The sequence below is a fragment of the Marinicella marina genome, from assembly GCF_030065545.1.
GTDB classification, from domain to species: domain Bacteria; phylum Pseudomonadota; class Gammaproteobacteria; order Xanthomonadales; family Marinicellaceae; genus Marinicella; species Marinicella marina.
In genome coordinates this window covers 45,557-59,891 of the sequence record NZ_JASJNC010000006.1, presented here as the reverse complement: position 1 = coordinate 59,891, position 14,335 = coordinate 45,557, and the positions used below count along the sequence as shown (strand labels likewise).

14 protein-coding genes are annotated in these 14,335 nt (G+C 43.8%); 4 read left to right on the top strand and 10 right to left on the bottom strand.

The genetic code is table 11. The annotated features are described in order from the left end of the window. Nucleotides 1-5 precede the first annotated feature (5 nt). The 4 genes from sdhA to QNI24_RS10155 are packed head-to-tail and all read right to left on the bottom strand — an operon-like array spanning nucleotide 6 to nucleotide 2,751. Nucleotides 6-1,793, bottom strand: a complete 1,788-nt coding sequence (sdhA, locus tag QNI24_RS10170) for a succinate dehydrogenase flavoprotein subunit (RefSeq protein ID WP_267176938.1) — start codon at nucleotides 1,791-1,793, stop codon at nucleotides 6-8. 4 nt (nucleotides 1,794-1,797) lie between these two features. After that, nucleotides 1,798-2,175 carry a succinate dehydrogenase, hydrophobic membrane anchor protein gene (gene sdhD, locus QNI24_RS10165; RefSeq protein ID WP_267176937.1) on the bottom strand — a complete coding sequence of 126 codons (378 nt, stop codon included), beginning with the start codon at nucleotides 2,173-2,175 and terminating at the stop codon, nucleotides 1,798-1,800. Between the two features lie 10 nt (nucleotides 2,176-2,185). Then, nucleotides 2,186-2,563: a succinate dehydrogenase, cytochrome b556 subunit gene (gene sdhC, locus QNI24_RS10160; protein WP_267176936.1), complete on the bottom strand. Its 378-nt coding sequence runs from the start codon at nucleotides 2,561-2,563 to the stop codon at nucleotides 2,186-2,188. 32 nt (nucleotides 2,564-2,595) lie between these two features. After that, entirely contained in the window at nucleotides 2,596-2,751 is a 156-nt protein-coding gene (locus QNI24_RS10155; protein WP_267176935.1) for a DUF1674 domain-containing protein, read from the bottom strand. A 163-nt stretch (nucleotides 2,752-2,914) separates the two neighbouring features. On the opposite strand from QNI24_RS10155, the gene ygfZ reads away from it, so the two are divergent. The 3 genes from ygfZ (at nucleotide 2,915) to QNI24_RS10140 (ending at nucleotide 5,017) form a co-directional block, all read left to right on the top strand. Next, a complete protein-coding gene (gene ygfZ, locus QNI24_RS10150; RefSeq protein WP_267176934.1) occupies nucleotides 2,915-3,619 on the top strand; it encodes a CAF17-like 4Fe-4S cluster assembly/insertion protein YgfZ in 705 nt (234 codons plus the stop codon). A gap of 146 nt (nucleotides 3,620-3,765) precedes the next feature. Then, complete coding sequence (locus tag QNI24_RS10145) at nucleotides 3,766-4,560, top strand: phosphate/phosphite/phosphonate ABC transporter substrate-binding protein (RefSeq protein WP_267176933.1); 795 nt, start codon at nucleotides 3,766-3,768, stop codon at nucleotides 4,558-4,560. 88 nt (nucleotides 4,561-4,648) lie between these two features. Further along, on the top strand, nucleotides 4,649-5,017 hold the full coding sequence (locus QNI24_RS10140; protein WP_267176932.1) for a PilZ domain-containing protein: 369 nt from the start codon (nucleotides 4,649-4,651) through the stop codon (nucleotides 5,015-5,017). 4 nt (nucleotides 5,018-5,021) lie between these two features. On the opposite strand, the gene QNI24_RS10135 is transcribed toward QNI24_RS10140, so the two are convergent. From QNI24_RS10135 to ppsR, 6 genes are read right to left on the bottom strand one after another with little or no spacing between them, the layout of a single operon-like run. After that, nucleotides 5,022-5,768: a class I SAM-dependent methyltransferase gene (locus tag QNI24_RS10135; protein WP_283708701.1), complete on the bottom strand. Its 747-nt coding sequence runs from the start codon at nucleotides 5,766-5,768 to the stop codon at nucleotides 5,022-5,024. 37 nt (nucleotides 5,769-5,805) lie between these two features. Beyond that, entirely contained in the window at nucleotides 5,806-6,858 is a 1,053-nt protein-coding gene (locus QNI24_RS10130; protein ID WP_267176930.1) for a 2-oxoacid:ferredoxin oxidoreductase subunit beta, read from the bottom strand. Nucleotide 6,859: 1 nt separating this feature from the next. Continuing rightward, nucleotides 6,860-8,698 carry a 2-oxoacid:acceptor oxidoreductase subunit alpha gene (locus QNI24_RS10125; protein ID WP_267176929.1) on the bottom strand — a complete coding sequence of 613 codons (1,839 nt, stop codon included), beginning with the start codon at nucleotides 8,696-8,698 and terminating at the stop codon, nucleotides 6,860-6,862. Between the two features lie 13 nt (nucleotides 8,699-8,711). Further along, nucleotides 8,712-10,484 carry an FAD-dependent oxidoreductase gene (locus QNI24_RS10120; protein WP_267176928.1) on the bottom strand — a complete coding sequence of 591 codons (1,773 nt, stop codon included), beginning with the start codon at nucleotides 10,482-10,484 and terminating at the stop codon, nucleotides 8,712-8,714. A 55-nt stretch (nucleotides 10,485-10,539) separates the two neighbouring features. Then, nucleotides 10,540-10,995, bottom strand: coding sequence for a DUF1249 domain-containing protein (locus tag QNI24_RS10115; RefSeq protein WP_267176927.1), 456 nt, complete (start codon nucleotides 10,993-10,995; stop codon nucleotides 10,540-10,542). Next, entirely contained in the window at nucleotides 10,996-11,817 is an 822-nt protein-coding gene (gene ppsR / locus QNI24_RS10110) for a posphoenolpyruvate synthetase regulatory kinase/phosphorylase PpsR (protein WP_267176926.1), read from the bottom strand. A gap of 107 nt (nucleotides 11,818-11,924) precedes the next feature. On the opposite strand from ppsR, the gene ppsA reads away from it, so the two are divergent. After that, nucleotides 11,925-14,276: a phosphoenolpyruvate synthase gene (gene ppsA, locus QNI24_RS10105; RefSeq protein WP_267176925.1), complete on the top strand. Its 2,352-nt coding sequence runs from the start codon at nucleotides 11,925-11,927 to the stop codon at nucleotides 14,274-14,276. Nucleotides 14,277-14,335 lie beyond the last annotated feature (59 nt).

Below are 14,335 nucleotides of genomic sequence, written 5' to 3'. Positions count from 1 at the left end.
ATTTCTCAGTAAACGCGCTGTTTGGGTGGAATAACTTCACACTCGTCAGTCAAAGTATTCATGTGGACTGGTCTGTACTCAAAAGTCACTTCACCCTGCTCATTGATATAAGACAAGGTGTGTTTCATCCACTCTTCATCATTCCTTTCAGGAAAATCTTCTCGGGCATGGGCGCCTCTGGATTCTTTCCGATTGGCGGCGGAGAAAATGGTTGCTTTGGCTTGCAACATCAAATTTTGCAATTCCAAGGTTTCCACTAAATCTGTATTCCAAATCATTGATTTGTCTGCGACTTTAAGATTATCCATTTTGGCAGCAGTAGCCGTGATTTTGTCACAACCTTCTTGCAATACCTCTCCAGACCTAAAAACAGCTGCATTGCTTTGCATGATTTTTTGCATCTCCAAGCGCAAATCAGCAGTTCTGACGTCACCATCTGCATGTCTGGTTTTGTCTAAGTTATCCAAAGACTTATCCAGAACCCCTGCTGACAACTCTCTGTGATTGGTGTTGGGCTTGATGATTTCTGCACAACGATTAGCTACCGCTCTGCCAAATACAATCAAGTCAAGTAACGAATTTGAACCCAATCGGTTGGCACCATGAACTGACACACAAGCTGCCTCACCAATGGCAAACAACCCAGGAACAACTTGGTCTGGATCATCACCCACTTTATTCACCACTTCGCCATGGTAATTTGTTGGGATACCCCCCATGTTGTAGTGCACAGTGGGCAACACTGGAATGGGCTCCTTGGCCACGTCCACACCAGCGAAAATTTCAGCTGATTCAGCAATGCCCGGCAAACGTTTGTTGATAACATCTGCGCCTAAATGTTGCAGATTCAAATGAATATGATCACCCTCTTCGCCAACTCCTCTGCCTTCTCTGATCTCAATGGTCATTGATCTTGATACGACATCTCTTGAAGCCAAATCTTTGGCATTGGGTGCATACCTTTCCATGAAGCGCTCGCCTTTGGAGTTAGTCAAGAAACCGCCCTCTCCCCTGACGCCCTCGGTGATGAGGCAACCAGCGCCATAAATACCTGTTGGATGAAACTGAACAAACTCCATATCTTGCAGTGGTAAACCCGCACGCAGCACCATGGCATTGCCATCGCCTGTACACGTATGCGCAGAGGTGGCTGAGAAATAGGCCCTACCGTATCCACCAGTTGCTAAAATAACCGCATGACCACGGAATAAGTGCAGCGTGCCATCAGCTAAATTCCAAGCCAACACACCTTTGCATTCACCGTCTTCCATCACCAAGTCAATGGCAAAGTATTCAATGAAAAAAGAAGCATCGTGCTTAAGCGACTGTTGATAAAGAGTATGCAAGATGGCATGACCGGTACGGTCAGCCGCAGCACAGGTTCTTTGTGCGGTACCTTCGCCGTAGTTGGTGGTCATGCCACCGAAAGGACGTTGATAAATTTTACCTTCTTCAGTGCGTGAAAAAGGCACGCCATAGTGTTCCAATTCAATCACTGATGGCACTGCTTCGCGACACATGTATTCAATCGCGTCTTGATCGCCCAGCCAGTCAGATCCTTTGATGGTGTCATACATGTGCCAACGCCAATCGTCCTCACCCATGTTACCTAATGAAGCCGACATGCCGCCTTGAGCTGCCACCGTGTGTGAGCGGGTTGGAAAAACTTTTGAGATACAAGCAGTTGATAAGCCCTTGGTTGCAAGACCCATTGTAGCCCTGAGACCAGCACCGCCAGCACCCACTACAATTGCATCGAATTTATGTTCTGTTATTTTGTATTTATCATTCATGTAATTATCCTAATAAGATTGAGGCTATGGCGTAAACAGTTGCCATAATCATCACAATCATAAGAATTTTGGTCAAATATTGTAATATCAGGTTAATGGCGTGGTTGTGGACATAATCTTCTAACACCACCTGAATACCCAGAGCGCCGTGGTAACTACCTGTCACAGCAAATAATAATGTGATGGCTGCATTGAGCGGACTGCTAAGCCATGCAACCACTGCGGCCGCATTAAAAACATCTAGCTGTGCCAGACTGAATAACACGTACAGGCCAGTGGGAACAAGCAATATCGCAGACATCCTTTGCATCCACCAATGACCAAAGCCGTGTTTTGATGAACCCAATCCTTTCACCTTACCTAAATCAGTTTCGTAACTCATCTTTTATCTCCTATCTGGCCAGTAAAAAAATCAAGGCTGTCAAAACAACCGCCATGAATAACACCAAGTATCCAGAGCGATAAACTGCTGGAATCGAGATGCCCTTGCCAATATCCCAAAACAAATGCCTGATGCCATTACACAAATGATAAAAGAAAGTAAAAACCCATGCAAAAGTCAGAAACTGACCAAAACCAGATTTGAAAAAACCAATAATGGCGTCTGCTTGAACTGGGTTATTGACCAGTTGGAACAACCAGTAAATAAAAACCAGCATACCCAAGGACAACAGCAATCCAGTGATGCGATGTAATATGGACAGCATTGACGTCAGCTGAGGTTTGTATACCTGCAAGTGAGGCGATAATGGCCTTTGTGTGTTATTCATTTATAATCCTGTTTTTTTTGAGGTTGTGATAGTCAGAAATCGATGCATCTGCCGTTCTTCTCCCAATCTCCATAACGAGTGGGGTCCAAACCATCTTTGCGCCCGCCGTATTCTTTCTTTTTTTCAGCGGTTTTTGCATCATCTTTGTTTTTTTGTGGCTTTTTGTTGTCTTCTTTGATTTGATTCATATATCCTCAGTCTTCAGTGGGTAATTAATTATTTATATGGTATTTTGCTGTCTATTTTCAAGCGAGGATGATAGCAACATGTACTTGAATTTCACGTCAAAGCTGTACAAATTTAATAATCCAAATTATAACACCTAACTAACACCAATTAAACACCAAACTTATGTCTGAAAATAACAATAACCACATTGACGTTCTTGAATTAAGTGGCAAGGATGTCATGGCTTTCTTAAACAACCAAGTAGTCAGTGAGCTCAACGACAAGAATGAAGCAGTTGTTTACACAGCTATTTGCAACCCTAAAGGCAGAATCATATTCAGCTTCTTTCTGAAAAACACTGAGAAAACAACCTATGTCGCGATAAATTCAGATTTAAGTGACACTTTTTTGCAATACGTGCAAATGCGCAAGTTTCGAATGGACGTAAACATCAATCAATCAACAGCACAACTGGTTTTGACACAAAACTTAACAAATGATTATGGCGTCGATATTATCGAAGCAGAAACATCAACCCAAATCACACCCAACCATGATCAATTTTGGCTGCACATGTTTGATGTCGGCCTGCCTTGGATAACCAAAGAAACCAGTGAAATGTTCATACCTCAGCATCTTAACCTCGACCAGATTGGAGTCATAGATTTTAATAAAGGCTGTTACCCTGGACAGGAAATCGTTGCCAGGCTTCACTTCCTTGGCAAAGTTAAAAAAAGAATGATTGCCGTAAGTCATAAAAATCCAAGCGATGTCGTGAACGGACAAATGGCAGATTTAACCGGGTTTGCTAAAAAAGTAGAAGTTTGTGCGCCTTCTATCAGGCTTGGTGATGATTGGTTGACACAGGTTATTGCACCAGCAAATTGACGATATTTAGTGCAGTTAATCAGTCACTTCCAACCACATTGTGTGAAATTGGATAATCTTATAATCAGTCATCAGCGTATGTACTTAGCCATGTTGCCATGTTATTATCTATAGTAGATTAAATAATTTATGGTGGGACATAAAACATGAAACTAAAAAAACTGGTATGGCTGTTATTTTTCTTGCTTTCAGCACAAACATCATTGGGGCAAAATTTCACATTAGCTGTCGAGGCCATTTATCCCAAAGATCAAGCTGAATTGGTTTTCCAACCCTTACAAGAATGGCTGGAGAAAAAAACTGGATTAACAATCGATTTAGTCATATCCGACAATTATTACTTTTACTGGCGTTCGGCCAGAAACGAGGAACCTGACTTCACTTTGGATGCATCCCACATAGCTGCCTACCGAGTGCAGGAAAAAAACTATGTGCCATTGGCTCGATTCGAACAAGATGCCAGTTTCCATCTAATCTCTAACTTTGAGCCAGCTGAGGGACAAGACATTGGTGAATTCTTGGTTGGTGAAGGAGTTGTGACTCTGCCAAACCCAAATATGGGTTCAATTTATTTTGACCAATGGTTTACTGATTTATTTCTGCAACCCAACAAAATTGTAACTGCGCTTTCATGGGAAGATGTCATAGAACAGGTATTTGCACAATCAGCCAACGCTGCCATCATTCCGAATTCACTGTTCGAACTGTACCCAAACTTTTTATCTTTGAAAGAAAGTGAAAAAATTCCTGGCATGACATTCACTGCATCCTCAACTGTGGATCCAGGTATCAGAGAAATTGTTCGCAATGCCTTGCTGTCTATTGGTGATGACGATGAGTCTTTTGATATCTTGATTGAGCTGAATGCCGATGGCTTTGTAGAGGTTGACATGGCAGATTATGAGGGACTGGCTGATTTATTAACCAAAATGTTGTACTGAGTCACAGTTTCACTTCTGATCATGAGGTAGGCTCAATAGCCTGAAATGTTTACTTGTACTGAGAGCGAACGTGGGTAAAATCTACCGTATGAAAAAAAACCACACAGAAGAGCGGCGCCGGTATACTCGAATACCCTGGCGTAAGGAAGTTACTTTGTATTCAGGTATGGAAGCCCACAACGCCCAAATCTTAGATATTTCCTTAAAAGGGGTGTTGCTGGAGAACCCAGACAATCACAAAGCAAACCCAGGTGACTTGTACCGCTTGAGCATTCCCTTAGAGAACTCACCAGCCATCATAATGAACATTCAAGTGGTGCATGCCAATGAAGCTGTTTTTGGCGCAGAATGGACGCAAATCGATATGGACAGCTTTGCCAGTTTAAAACGCACGATTGAGCTCAACATTGAAGAAAAAGAGCTGTTAAGAGACGACATCAAAAAACTTTCTGAATAACTCCTTACTTTTCAGCCACAACATAGCATACCCAGCCTGCATCAGCCGTACCTACTTCTGATTTTGAGTATATTCCATCACCTTCACCGGTTTCAGCGTCGGTGCCTTCCCAATAAACCTCTGCCGAACTGAATCCCGCCTCAATCAGCATTTCGGTGATTTCAGGTAAGGTCCACAACCGCCAATAATAATCAAAAGCCTTGTCCATTCTGGTTCCATCATCCAGAACAAAATGGATGTAGCATTGCATTTGTGAATTTATGGGATTAAAACTGGCTTGTTCCCAGATATAGATGAAGCCATCACACTCACGTTCCTCACGCAACTCTTTGGCTGCCTCATAACCACCAAATGCGTCCAGAAAAAGCACACCATCCGTGTTCAGGGCCTCAAGTACACTGGAAAAATAAGCAATCATTTGACTGCGTTGCATAAAAATAAAATAACTGAAATTCATCGCCAATACCACGTCCAGTTGTTGGGTTGATGCTGTTATCACATCATCATTCAATAATTCTATGCGTTGCAGTTGATCAGGCGCCAACGCAGCCAAGTTGTTATTTTCGCCCCACTGTAATACCAAAGGATCTAAATCAACGCCAATGGCCGTGTTACTTGGATGCCGCTGCACCCACTCACAAGCTGTTTGAGCGGTTCCACAAAAATCCTCTCGCAAGCTTCGTGCCGGATGGCCTTTAATCAACTGGTATGTACTTTCGACGAAATCAATTTCAGCTTCAACGCATTGCACTGAGTTCTGGTAATAATAATGTTTATCCAATGGTGTTCTACCTTAAGCTGGCGTTCAGTTTTTCCAAAACCTTGGATCCTGGACACAGCTGTTGTTGTGAGAGTTCATTCAATGGTTGTTCAACTGTTTGAATCAGTTCATGGGTATCTTGCACTGATTGATTATGGTAAATCAACCCTGTTAAAATTTTATCTAATTCCTTGGTTGATTCAATCCGATCCATGGCAGCTTTGAGACTGCTTAAATCATAATCATGAGCATTTTTGTGCAGCAACAACTCACTGCCATCATGTAAAGCAAGCTTGCGGGTGGTGCCTTCAGGATAATCCACCGTGATTTCTGATTTTGAGGGAATAAAATCGACTGTTCCTGTTGCTTCCAGATGATCACGAACCCATTCATAACCTTTGGTCGATGTTGGCGTGTTATTGAAAGTCACACAAGGCGAAACCACATCAATGAAAGCAAAACCCTGGTGTTTTATTGCTGCCTTAATCAATGGTGTCAGTTGTTTTTTGTCACCAGAAAAACTTCTGGCAACATAACCCGCACCCAACTGCAAGGCAAGTTGACACAAATCAATTGAGTCAAACACGCTAGGCACACCTTTTTTACTGGCAGAACCCTTATCAGCAGTGGCTGAATCTTGGCCCTTTGTCAGGCCATAGCACCCATTGTTCATAACAATATAAACCATATTTAGATTTCTTCTCACCACGTGGGCAAATTGCCCCATACCAATTGATGCCGTGTCACCGTCACCAGAAACACCAATGTATAGTAAATCTCGATTGGCCAAGTTAGCACCTGTGGTAACTGAAGGCATGCGCCCATGAACAGAGTTAAACCCATGTGCCTTGCCCAAGAAGTATGTTGGGGTCTTGGAGGAGCAGCCTATTCCCGAAATTTTAGCAATCTTATGTGGCTCTAAATTCAAATCAAAACAGGATTTTATGATTGATGCACTGATTGAATCGTGACCACAGCCAGCGCAAAGGGTCGATAAAGCCCCTTCGTAATTTTTAATTGAGTAGCCGCGCTGATTGGTGTGGTTTTCGGGGTGTCTAAAATTGGGTCGTACAAAAGTCATGTCATGCCTCCTGTTGTTTGATAGAGGTTGTGGATTGTTCGAGGCGATGCCGAATTTCACCAACCAAAAACGCCGCAGTGATTGGCATACCATCAATGTTCAAGACTTCCACAAACTTATTAGGTGAAACCGCCAGTTCATTAACTAACAATGTCTTCATTTGAGCATCTCTGTTCTGCTCTATCACAAAAATAACATCATGCTTGCGGACAAACTTTGCCACCTCAGCGCCAAACGGGAAAGCCTTAATGCGCATAGAATCAATGTCTTGGTCAACTCGCAAAATATCCATTGCCTCCTGCGTGGCATAATCACTGGTGCCATAATAAATGACGCCTATGCTCTTACCTTCACCATCGATTTGCGCCTTTGGTACGAGTTTTTTGGCCGTATTCCATTTGACCAGCAGCCGCTGCATGCCTCTGGCATAAACTTCGCCGTCTTCGGTGTAAGCTGCGTATTCATCATGTGATGAACCACGGGTGAAATAAGCGCCTTTAACAGGGTGAGTGCCTGGAATGGTTCGATAAGGGACACCATCGCCATCCACGTCTAAATATCGGCCCCACTTTTCAGCCATTTCATCCAACTGCTTTTCGTTGAGCACCTTGCCACGGTCATAAACCTGGTCATCGTCCCAAGTGATTGGATCACACTGATGGACGTTCATCCCCAGGTCCAAATCACTCATTAATATAACTGGCGTTTGTAACCGTTCTGCCAAATCAAAACCAGCCACGGTTAATTCAAAGCACTCTTTGGGATTAGCCGGAAATAACAACACATTCTTAGTATCCCCATGTGAGGCATACGCGGCAGATAAAATATCTGACTGCTGAGTCCTGGTGGGCATACCGGTAGAAGGACCTGTTCGCTGTATGTCCATCAACATAACCGGAATTTCAGAAAAATAAGCCAAGCCTAAAAACTCACTCATTAATGAAACGCCCGGGCCAGAAGTGGCTGTAAATGCCCTGGCACCATTCCAACTGGCGCCAATAACGATACCAATGGCTGCCAGTTCGTCTTCGGCCTGCACAATGGCGAATTTATTTTTTCCTGATTCGGCGTCGACCCGATAAGCATGACAATACTTTTCAAATGCTTCCACCACTGATGTTGAAGGCGTAATGGGATACCATCCGGCAACAGTGGCTCCGGCATATACCGCGCCTAAACCAGCAGCCGCATTACCCTCTAACAGTATTTGTTCACCGTTCAAATCACGCCTGTGGATATTCAAGCCACAACTGTTACTGAAGTGTTGCTGCGCATAATCATAACCCAACCTCAAAGCTTGTATGTTAGGGGCGATGAGCTTTTCTTTCTTGGCAAATTGCGATTTGATAGAGTCTTCAAAAACCGTGAAATCCATATCAAAAAGGTAAGCCAAGGCGCCCACATAAATGATGTTTTTAAATATCTGCCTAAGCCTCGGTTCAGTGTAGTTGGCATTACAAATAGCAGTCAGTGGAATGCCGATTTCAATTACATCATCTCGCGTGAAAGTATCTGGCAGTCGCTTCGAGGAGTCATAAAAAAAATAACCTCCCGGTAACAAATCATGGTAATCCTTAAGCATGGTCTGGCCATTAACGGCGACGATGAAGTCATAGCCACCGCGGCGCCCTAAGTAGCCTTGCTCATTGATTCTCACCTCGAACCATGTTGGCAAACCCTGAATATTAGATGGAAATATGTTTTTGGATGAAACTGGTACACCCAAACGAAAAACTGCCTTACTGAACAGGTTGTTGGCTGAAGCCGAACCTGACCCATTGACATTGGCAAACCTGATCACAAAGTCATTGGTCGCTTTGATTGTATTGACTTCATTCATTCATGACTCTCCTTTACTTACCAGCTGTGGCTTCATGTAATAAAAACTTTTGCATGTCCCATGCGCCAGTCGGACAGCGCTCAGCACAAAGCCCACAATGCAAACAGACATTTTCATCTTTGACCATCACCCTTTTGGTTTTCAATTCATCAGAAACATAAAGGTCCTGGTCTTTATTCGTTGCCTTTACCTTAAGTTGCTCACGCAAAAGATCCTCAGGTGCATTGTCAGTGAAGTTGATGCAATCCACCGGACAGATATCCTCACAGGCATCACACTCGATACAACGATCAGTTTCAAACACCGTTTGCACGTCACAATTCAGGCAACGCATGGCTTCTTCGTAGCCCTGAGATAAATCAAAACCTTTTTCTACCTCCAGCTTGCGATCACCCACTGCTTTTTGTTTATCAATCAAGGCCACAACATGCCTCTGATCGTCTGATATGTGAGCATCATACAACCAGTCATGAAAACCCATCTTCTGACTGGTTAAGTTAACTTCGGGGGCAGGCCTATCTGTGGTCGACTTGCCGTGACAATAGTGGTGTATGGAAATGGCAGCCTGATGACCATGTGCCACCGCTGTGATGACATTCTCAGGGCCCCAAGCAGCATCACCTCCAATAAAAACATGCGGCAATGAAGTCTGAAATGTGGTTTTATCAACCTCTGGCATATCCCAGTCATTGAATTCAATGCCCAAGTTGCGCTCAATCCACGGAAAAGAATTCAACTGACCAATGGCCATCAACACATCGTCACATGGCATCATCACCTCTTCACCAGTCGGCACCAGTGATCTTTTGCCCTGTTCATCAAAAACCGGCTCAACACGTTCAAATACCATGCCAACCAATCGACCATTTTCGGTCACAAAAGCTTTGGGGTTGTGGTTTTCATACATCGGGATGTCTTCATGTTCAGCATCTTCAATTTCCCATGGGGATGCTTTCATATCAGACTTTGGACTGCGAACCACCACCCGCACATCTTCACCGCCTAAACGAATCGCTGTGCGGCAACAATCCATCGCAGTATTACCGCCGCCAAGTACCAACACTTTCTTACCAATTTTATCGATGTGTTCAAATGCCACACTGGCCAACCAATCAATGCCAATATGAATATTGGCATCACCTGAGTTTCTGCCCGGCAGGTCAGGCAGGTCTCTGCCTCTGGGTGCACCAGTGCCAACAAAAACTGCATCATATTGTTTGCTCAACACAGCAGCCATACTGGTTACTTCTTGATTAAAGTGGGTCACCACACCCATATCCAAGATGTAGTTAACTTCTTCATCAAGCACTGCTTCTGGCAAACGAAAAGATGGAATTTGAGAGCGCATAAAACCACCCCCCTTGTTTTGGTCATCATACAAATCTATGCTGTAGCCCAATGGCATCAAATCTCTGGCCACTGTCAATGAGGCCGGACCACCACCGATAAGAGCCACCCGTTTACCATTTTTTTCTTTTGGAATGGCTGGCAACCTATGTGTGATGTCAGATTTGTTATCAGCAGCAACCCGCTTCAAACGACAAATCGCCACTGGCTCCTCTTCGATCCGCCCCCGTCGACAAGCTGGTTCACAAGGTCGATCGCAAGTTCGACCCAACACACCAGGAAAAACATTGGACTGCCAATTAATCATATAGGCATCATCATACCTGCCGGCAGCAATTAAGCGTATGTATTCAGGTACAGGTGTGTGTGCCGGACAGGCGTATTGACAATCAACCACTTTATGAAAATACTCTGGTTTAGTAGTGTCAGTAGGCTTCATGGTTTTCTCTCTTTTTTTGTTATTTTTGCTGTGTATATTTAATTTTTATTGGTGTCTATTCTGTTTTTACCCAATTTGATTGACAGAAGCCATTTTGCAACAGGTATATCAACCATTTATTGAGGAAACAATTTTGACTGAAGCGCAAGCTGGCCTGGTTTTTTATATCCACTTGCCCACCCATTTGGCGGTATTGCTTTTCAAATTCATTGGAATAAATCAGCTCAGCCAGCTGGGCATCGTGGTAGATCCTGATCACCAAAGCATCGGAAACTGCTTGGTCAAAAACCATACACATAGACAGTTCAGTGGTGAACTTGAAACGTTCTCTGATGGTAACTTGTAGCGTTGGCTTGTCATCAACATTGGATACATAAGTGCTGGCCTCACTTAATTGTGCTGGCAATAAATGATTCAACAATTTGTGGTTGAACTCATGTAACTGCATCAGCGATATGTTGTGTCGACTGATGTATTGTCTATGGGTTAAGTATTGTTCAGTGAGCAACATTTAATAAAGTCTTTTATTTAAATCTAAAGCTATCATTATCTTACCTGAAATTTCTTCAATTGAGGTATGTGTTGTACTTAAAAATGGAATTTGATTGCGGTGGTAGATGAGTTCAGCGTCGCTGACTTCCATTTGACACTTGCGCAATTCAGCATACCTGGAGTTGGGCCTGCGTTCACTGCGAATTTGCGATAAGCGAAAGGGATCAATGGTCAAACCAAACAATTTTTCTTTGTGTTGAATCACATCATCAGGTAATCGCATGCGCTCTAAATCCTCATCGGTGATGGGATAATTGGCTGCTTTGAGCCCATAGTGCAAAGCCAAATACAAGCACGTCGGCGTTTTACCGCTTCTTGATACGCCCAACAGTATTAAATCAGCTTGGTGCAAGTTCAGGTTCACACCATCGTCATGAGACAGTGCAAAGTTGGTTGCTTCAATGCGGTCATTATAAGAGGCACTGTCTACCATGCCATGGGCGCGACCTACACCAGGATCACTTTTGATGTTGAGGTTTTTTTCAATCCGCCTGAGCAATCGATTAAAAGGGTCTAACTTTAACCCACCTGCCGAATGAATGATTTTACGTAATTTAATATCCACCACGGTGTTAATGACCAAAGGCTGAAAGTCTGTTGGTGTTTTAGCGATGATATCAGCAGCAATTTGCGCCCCCGCCTCATCATTGATGAAAGCCAAACGTTTTTCAACGAACTCGATGCCTTTAAATTGACTGATCAAAGAACGACCAACAGTTTCAGCCGTGATGGCGGTGCCGTCAGACACATAGAAAATTGCACATTTTTTTTCTTCACTCATTAAGGAACCACTTTTACGTTATTTTTTATAATTAATCAGATTTTGCGGTTTATGCAGCCGCCTGTTGACGATAGAATATAACACTTTTGTCGATTCTTAGGAAATCCATGTCAGATTACATCATCAAACTTGACCAGTTGACCATGCAAGACTTAGACCAAGTGGGCGGAAAAAATGCCTCATTGGGAGAAATGATCACACACCTCAATGCCTTGGGTGTAAAAGTTCCCGGTGGTTTTGCCACCACTGCTTATGCCTTCAAAGAGTTTTTACAAACCTCTGGATTGAACGAAAGGATCAGTAAGGAATTAAAAAATCTTGATACAGATAACATTGATGATTTACGGAGCAGTGGTGAAAAAATCAGAAACTGGGTCTTGGAAACTCCTTTTCAAGCACCACTGGAAGCAGCGGTGAGAACTGCTTATGATGAAATGAAAGGCGACTTAGGTGATGACTTTACTGTTGCTGTAAGGTCCTCAGCAACCGCAGAAGATTTACCTGATGCCTCTTTTGCTGGACAACAAGAAACCTTTCTTAATGTGCATGGCGCCGATGAAATCCTCAGCAAAGCCCATGAAGTTTTCGCCTCTTTGTACAACGATCGAGCCATATCCTACCGAGTTCATCATGGTTTCGAACACGATGATGTTTATCTATCAGCTGGAATTCAACAGATGGTCAGGTCAGACATTGCTGCCAGTGGCGTGATGTTCACCATGGACACCGAATCTGGTTTCAATGATGTGGTGTTCATCACCTCATCTTACGGTCTGGGTGAAATGGTAGTACAAGGTGCTGTAAACCCTGATGAATTTTACGTTTACAAACCTGCATTGAAAGCCGATAGACCCGCGGTACTGCGCAGAAACTTGGGTTCAAAAGCGATTGAAATGACTTATGGCGAATCAGGCGTACAAACCCAAAACATTGAAAGTGATCGCAGCACCCGATTTTCCATCAATGATGATGAAGTTCAACAATTAGCCAAACAGGCCATGATCATCGAGCAACATTATGGTCGTCCAATGGACATCGAATGGGCCAAAGACGGCCTCACTGGTGAGTTATATATTGTACAAGCCAGGCCTGAAACGGTTAAATCCAGAGAAAACCAAGGACAGAAAATTGAACGTTATGCGCTGAAAAACAAGGGCGCCGTGGTATGCGAAGGCCGCAGCATCGGACAAAAAGTAGGCCAAGGCACCGCCAAAGTCATCAAAAGCATCGCCCAAATGGATCAAATCAACAGCGGTGATGTACTGGTTACCGACATGACTGATCCTGACTGGGAACCGATCATGAAAAAAGCCGCTGCCATAGTTACCAACCGTGGCGGCAGAACATGTCACGCTGCCATCATTGCACGTGAATTAGGTATTCCAGCAATTGTTGGTTGTGGCGATGCGACCAGCACAATCTCACACGACCAAGAAGTGACCGTATCATGTTGTGAAGGCGATACCGGCTATGTTTATGATGGAAAATTGGGTTTTGATATCCACACCACAGATTTAGAAAACATGCCTGAGGCGCCATTGAAAATCATGATGAATGTGGGCAACCCAGATCGCGCGTTTGATTTCCAAAACCTGCCGCATTTTGGTATCGGCTTGGCGCGTCTCGAATTCATCATCAATCGCATGATAGGTATTCACCCCAAAGTGTTATTAAATTACGACCAACAACCTGAGGCGGTGACTGCCATCACTGATCCGATGATTGCCGCTTATGCTTCTCCGCGGGAGTATTTTGTTAAACGCTTGGCAGAAGGCATTTCAACTTTGGCTGCTGCCTTCAGCCCAGAACCAGTGATAGTCAGGCTGTCTGACTTTAAATCCAACGAATATGCCAACCTCATTGGCGGCAAACAATACGAACCTCATGAAGAAAATCCCATGCTGGGATTCCGTGGTGCATCTCGCTATTTGGATGACTCATTTGTTGACTGTTTTGAAATGGAATGCGAAGCACTGAAGTACATCCGAGATGAGATGGGACTGACCAATGTTTGGGCCATGGTGCCTTTTGTCAGGACTTTGGCAGAAGGCCAAGGCGTGATTGACCTGATGGCAAAAAATGGCCTGAAACAAGGTGAGAATGACCTGAAAATCATCATGATGTGTGAACTGCCATCCAATGCTTTGATGGCAGATGAATTCTTAGATATCTTTGATGGATTCTCTATTGGTTCAAACGACATGACACAGCTAACCCTGGGACTGGACCGAGACTCCGGCATCATTGCTGATCTTTTTGACGAAAGAGACCCGGCGGTGAAAAAAATGCTGGCGATGGCCATCACAGCTTGTAAAAAACGCGGCAAATACATAGGCATCTGCGGCCAAGGCCCATCAGATCACCCAGATTTAGCCCAATGGTTAATGGAACATGGCATAGAAAGCGTGTCATTGAACCCAGACACCGTTGTAGAAACTTGGCTTAAATTAGCCAAGTAAGAGGTGCTTGTGTGGAGCGCCATTTGATTGAAACTAAAACAAGTTTCATCACCAAATAA

Coding starts and splice junctions, on each gene's coding strand:
- sdhA (WP_267176938.1), bottom strand. CDS start 1,793: ATGAATGATAAATACAAAATAACAGAACATAAATTCGATGCAATTGTA.
- sdhD (WP_267176937.1), bottom strand. CDS start 2,175: ATGAGTTACGAAACTGATTTAGGTAAGGTGAAAGGATTGGGTTCATCA.
- sdhC (WP_267176936.1), bottom strand. CDS start 2,563: ATGAATAACACACAAAGGCCATTATCGCCTCACTTGCAGGTATACAAA.
- QNI24_RS10155 (WP_267176935.1), bottom strand. CDS start 2,751: ATGAATCAAATCAAAGAAGACAACAAAAAGCCACAAAAAAACAAAGAT.
- ygfZ (WP_267176934.1), top strand. CDS start 2,915: ATGTCTGAAAATAACAATAACCACATTGACGTTCTTGAATTAAGTGGC.
- QNI24_RS10145 (WP_267176933.1), top strand. CDS start 3,766: ATGAAACTAAAAAAACTGGTATGGCTGTTATTTTTCTTGCTTTCAGCA.
- QNI24_RS10140 (WP_267176932.1), top strand. CDS start 4,649: ATGAAAAAAAACCACACAGAAGAGCGGCGCCGGTATACTCGAATACCC.
- QNI24_RS10130 (WP_267176930.1), bottom strand. CDS start 6,858: ATGACTTTTGTACGACCCAATTTTAGACACCCCGAAAACCACACCAAT.
- QNI24_RS10125 (WP_267176929.1), bottom strand. CDS start 8,698: ATGAATGAAGTCAATACAATCAAAGCGACCAATGACTTTGTGATCAGG.
- QNI24_RS10120 (WP_267176928.1), bottom strand. CDS start 10,484: ATGAAGCCTACTGACACTACTAAACCAGAGTATTTTCATAAAGTGGTT.
- QNI24_RS10115 (WP_267176927.1), bottom strand. CDS start 10,995: ATGTTGCTCACTGAACAATACTTAACCCATAGACAATACATCAGTCGA.
- ppsR (WP_267176926.1), bottom strand. CDS start 11,817: ATGAGTGAAGAAAAAAAATGTGCAATTTTCTATGTGTCTGACGGCACC.
- ppsA (WP_267176925.1), top strand. CDS start 11,925: ATGTCAGATTACATCATCAAACTTGACCAGTTGACCATGCAAGACTTA.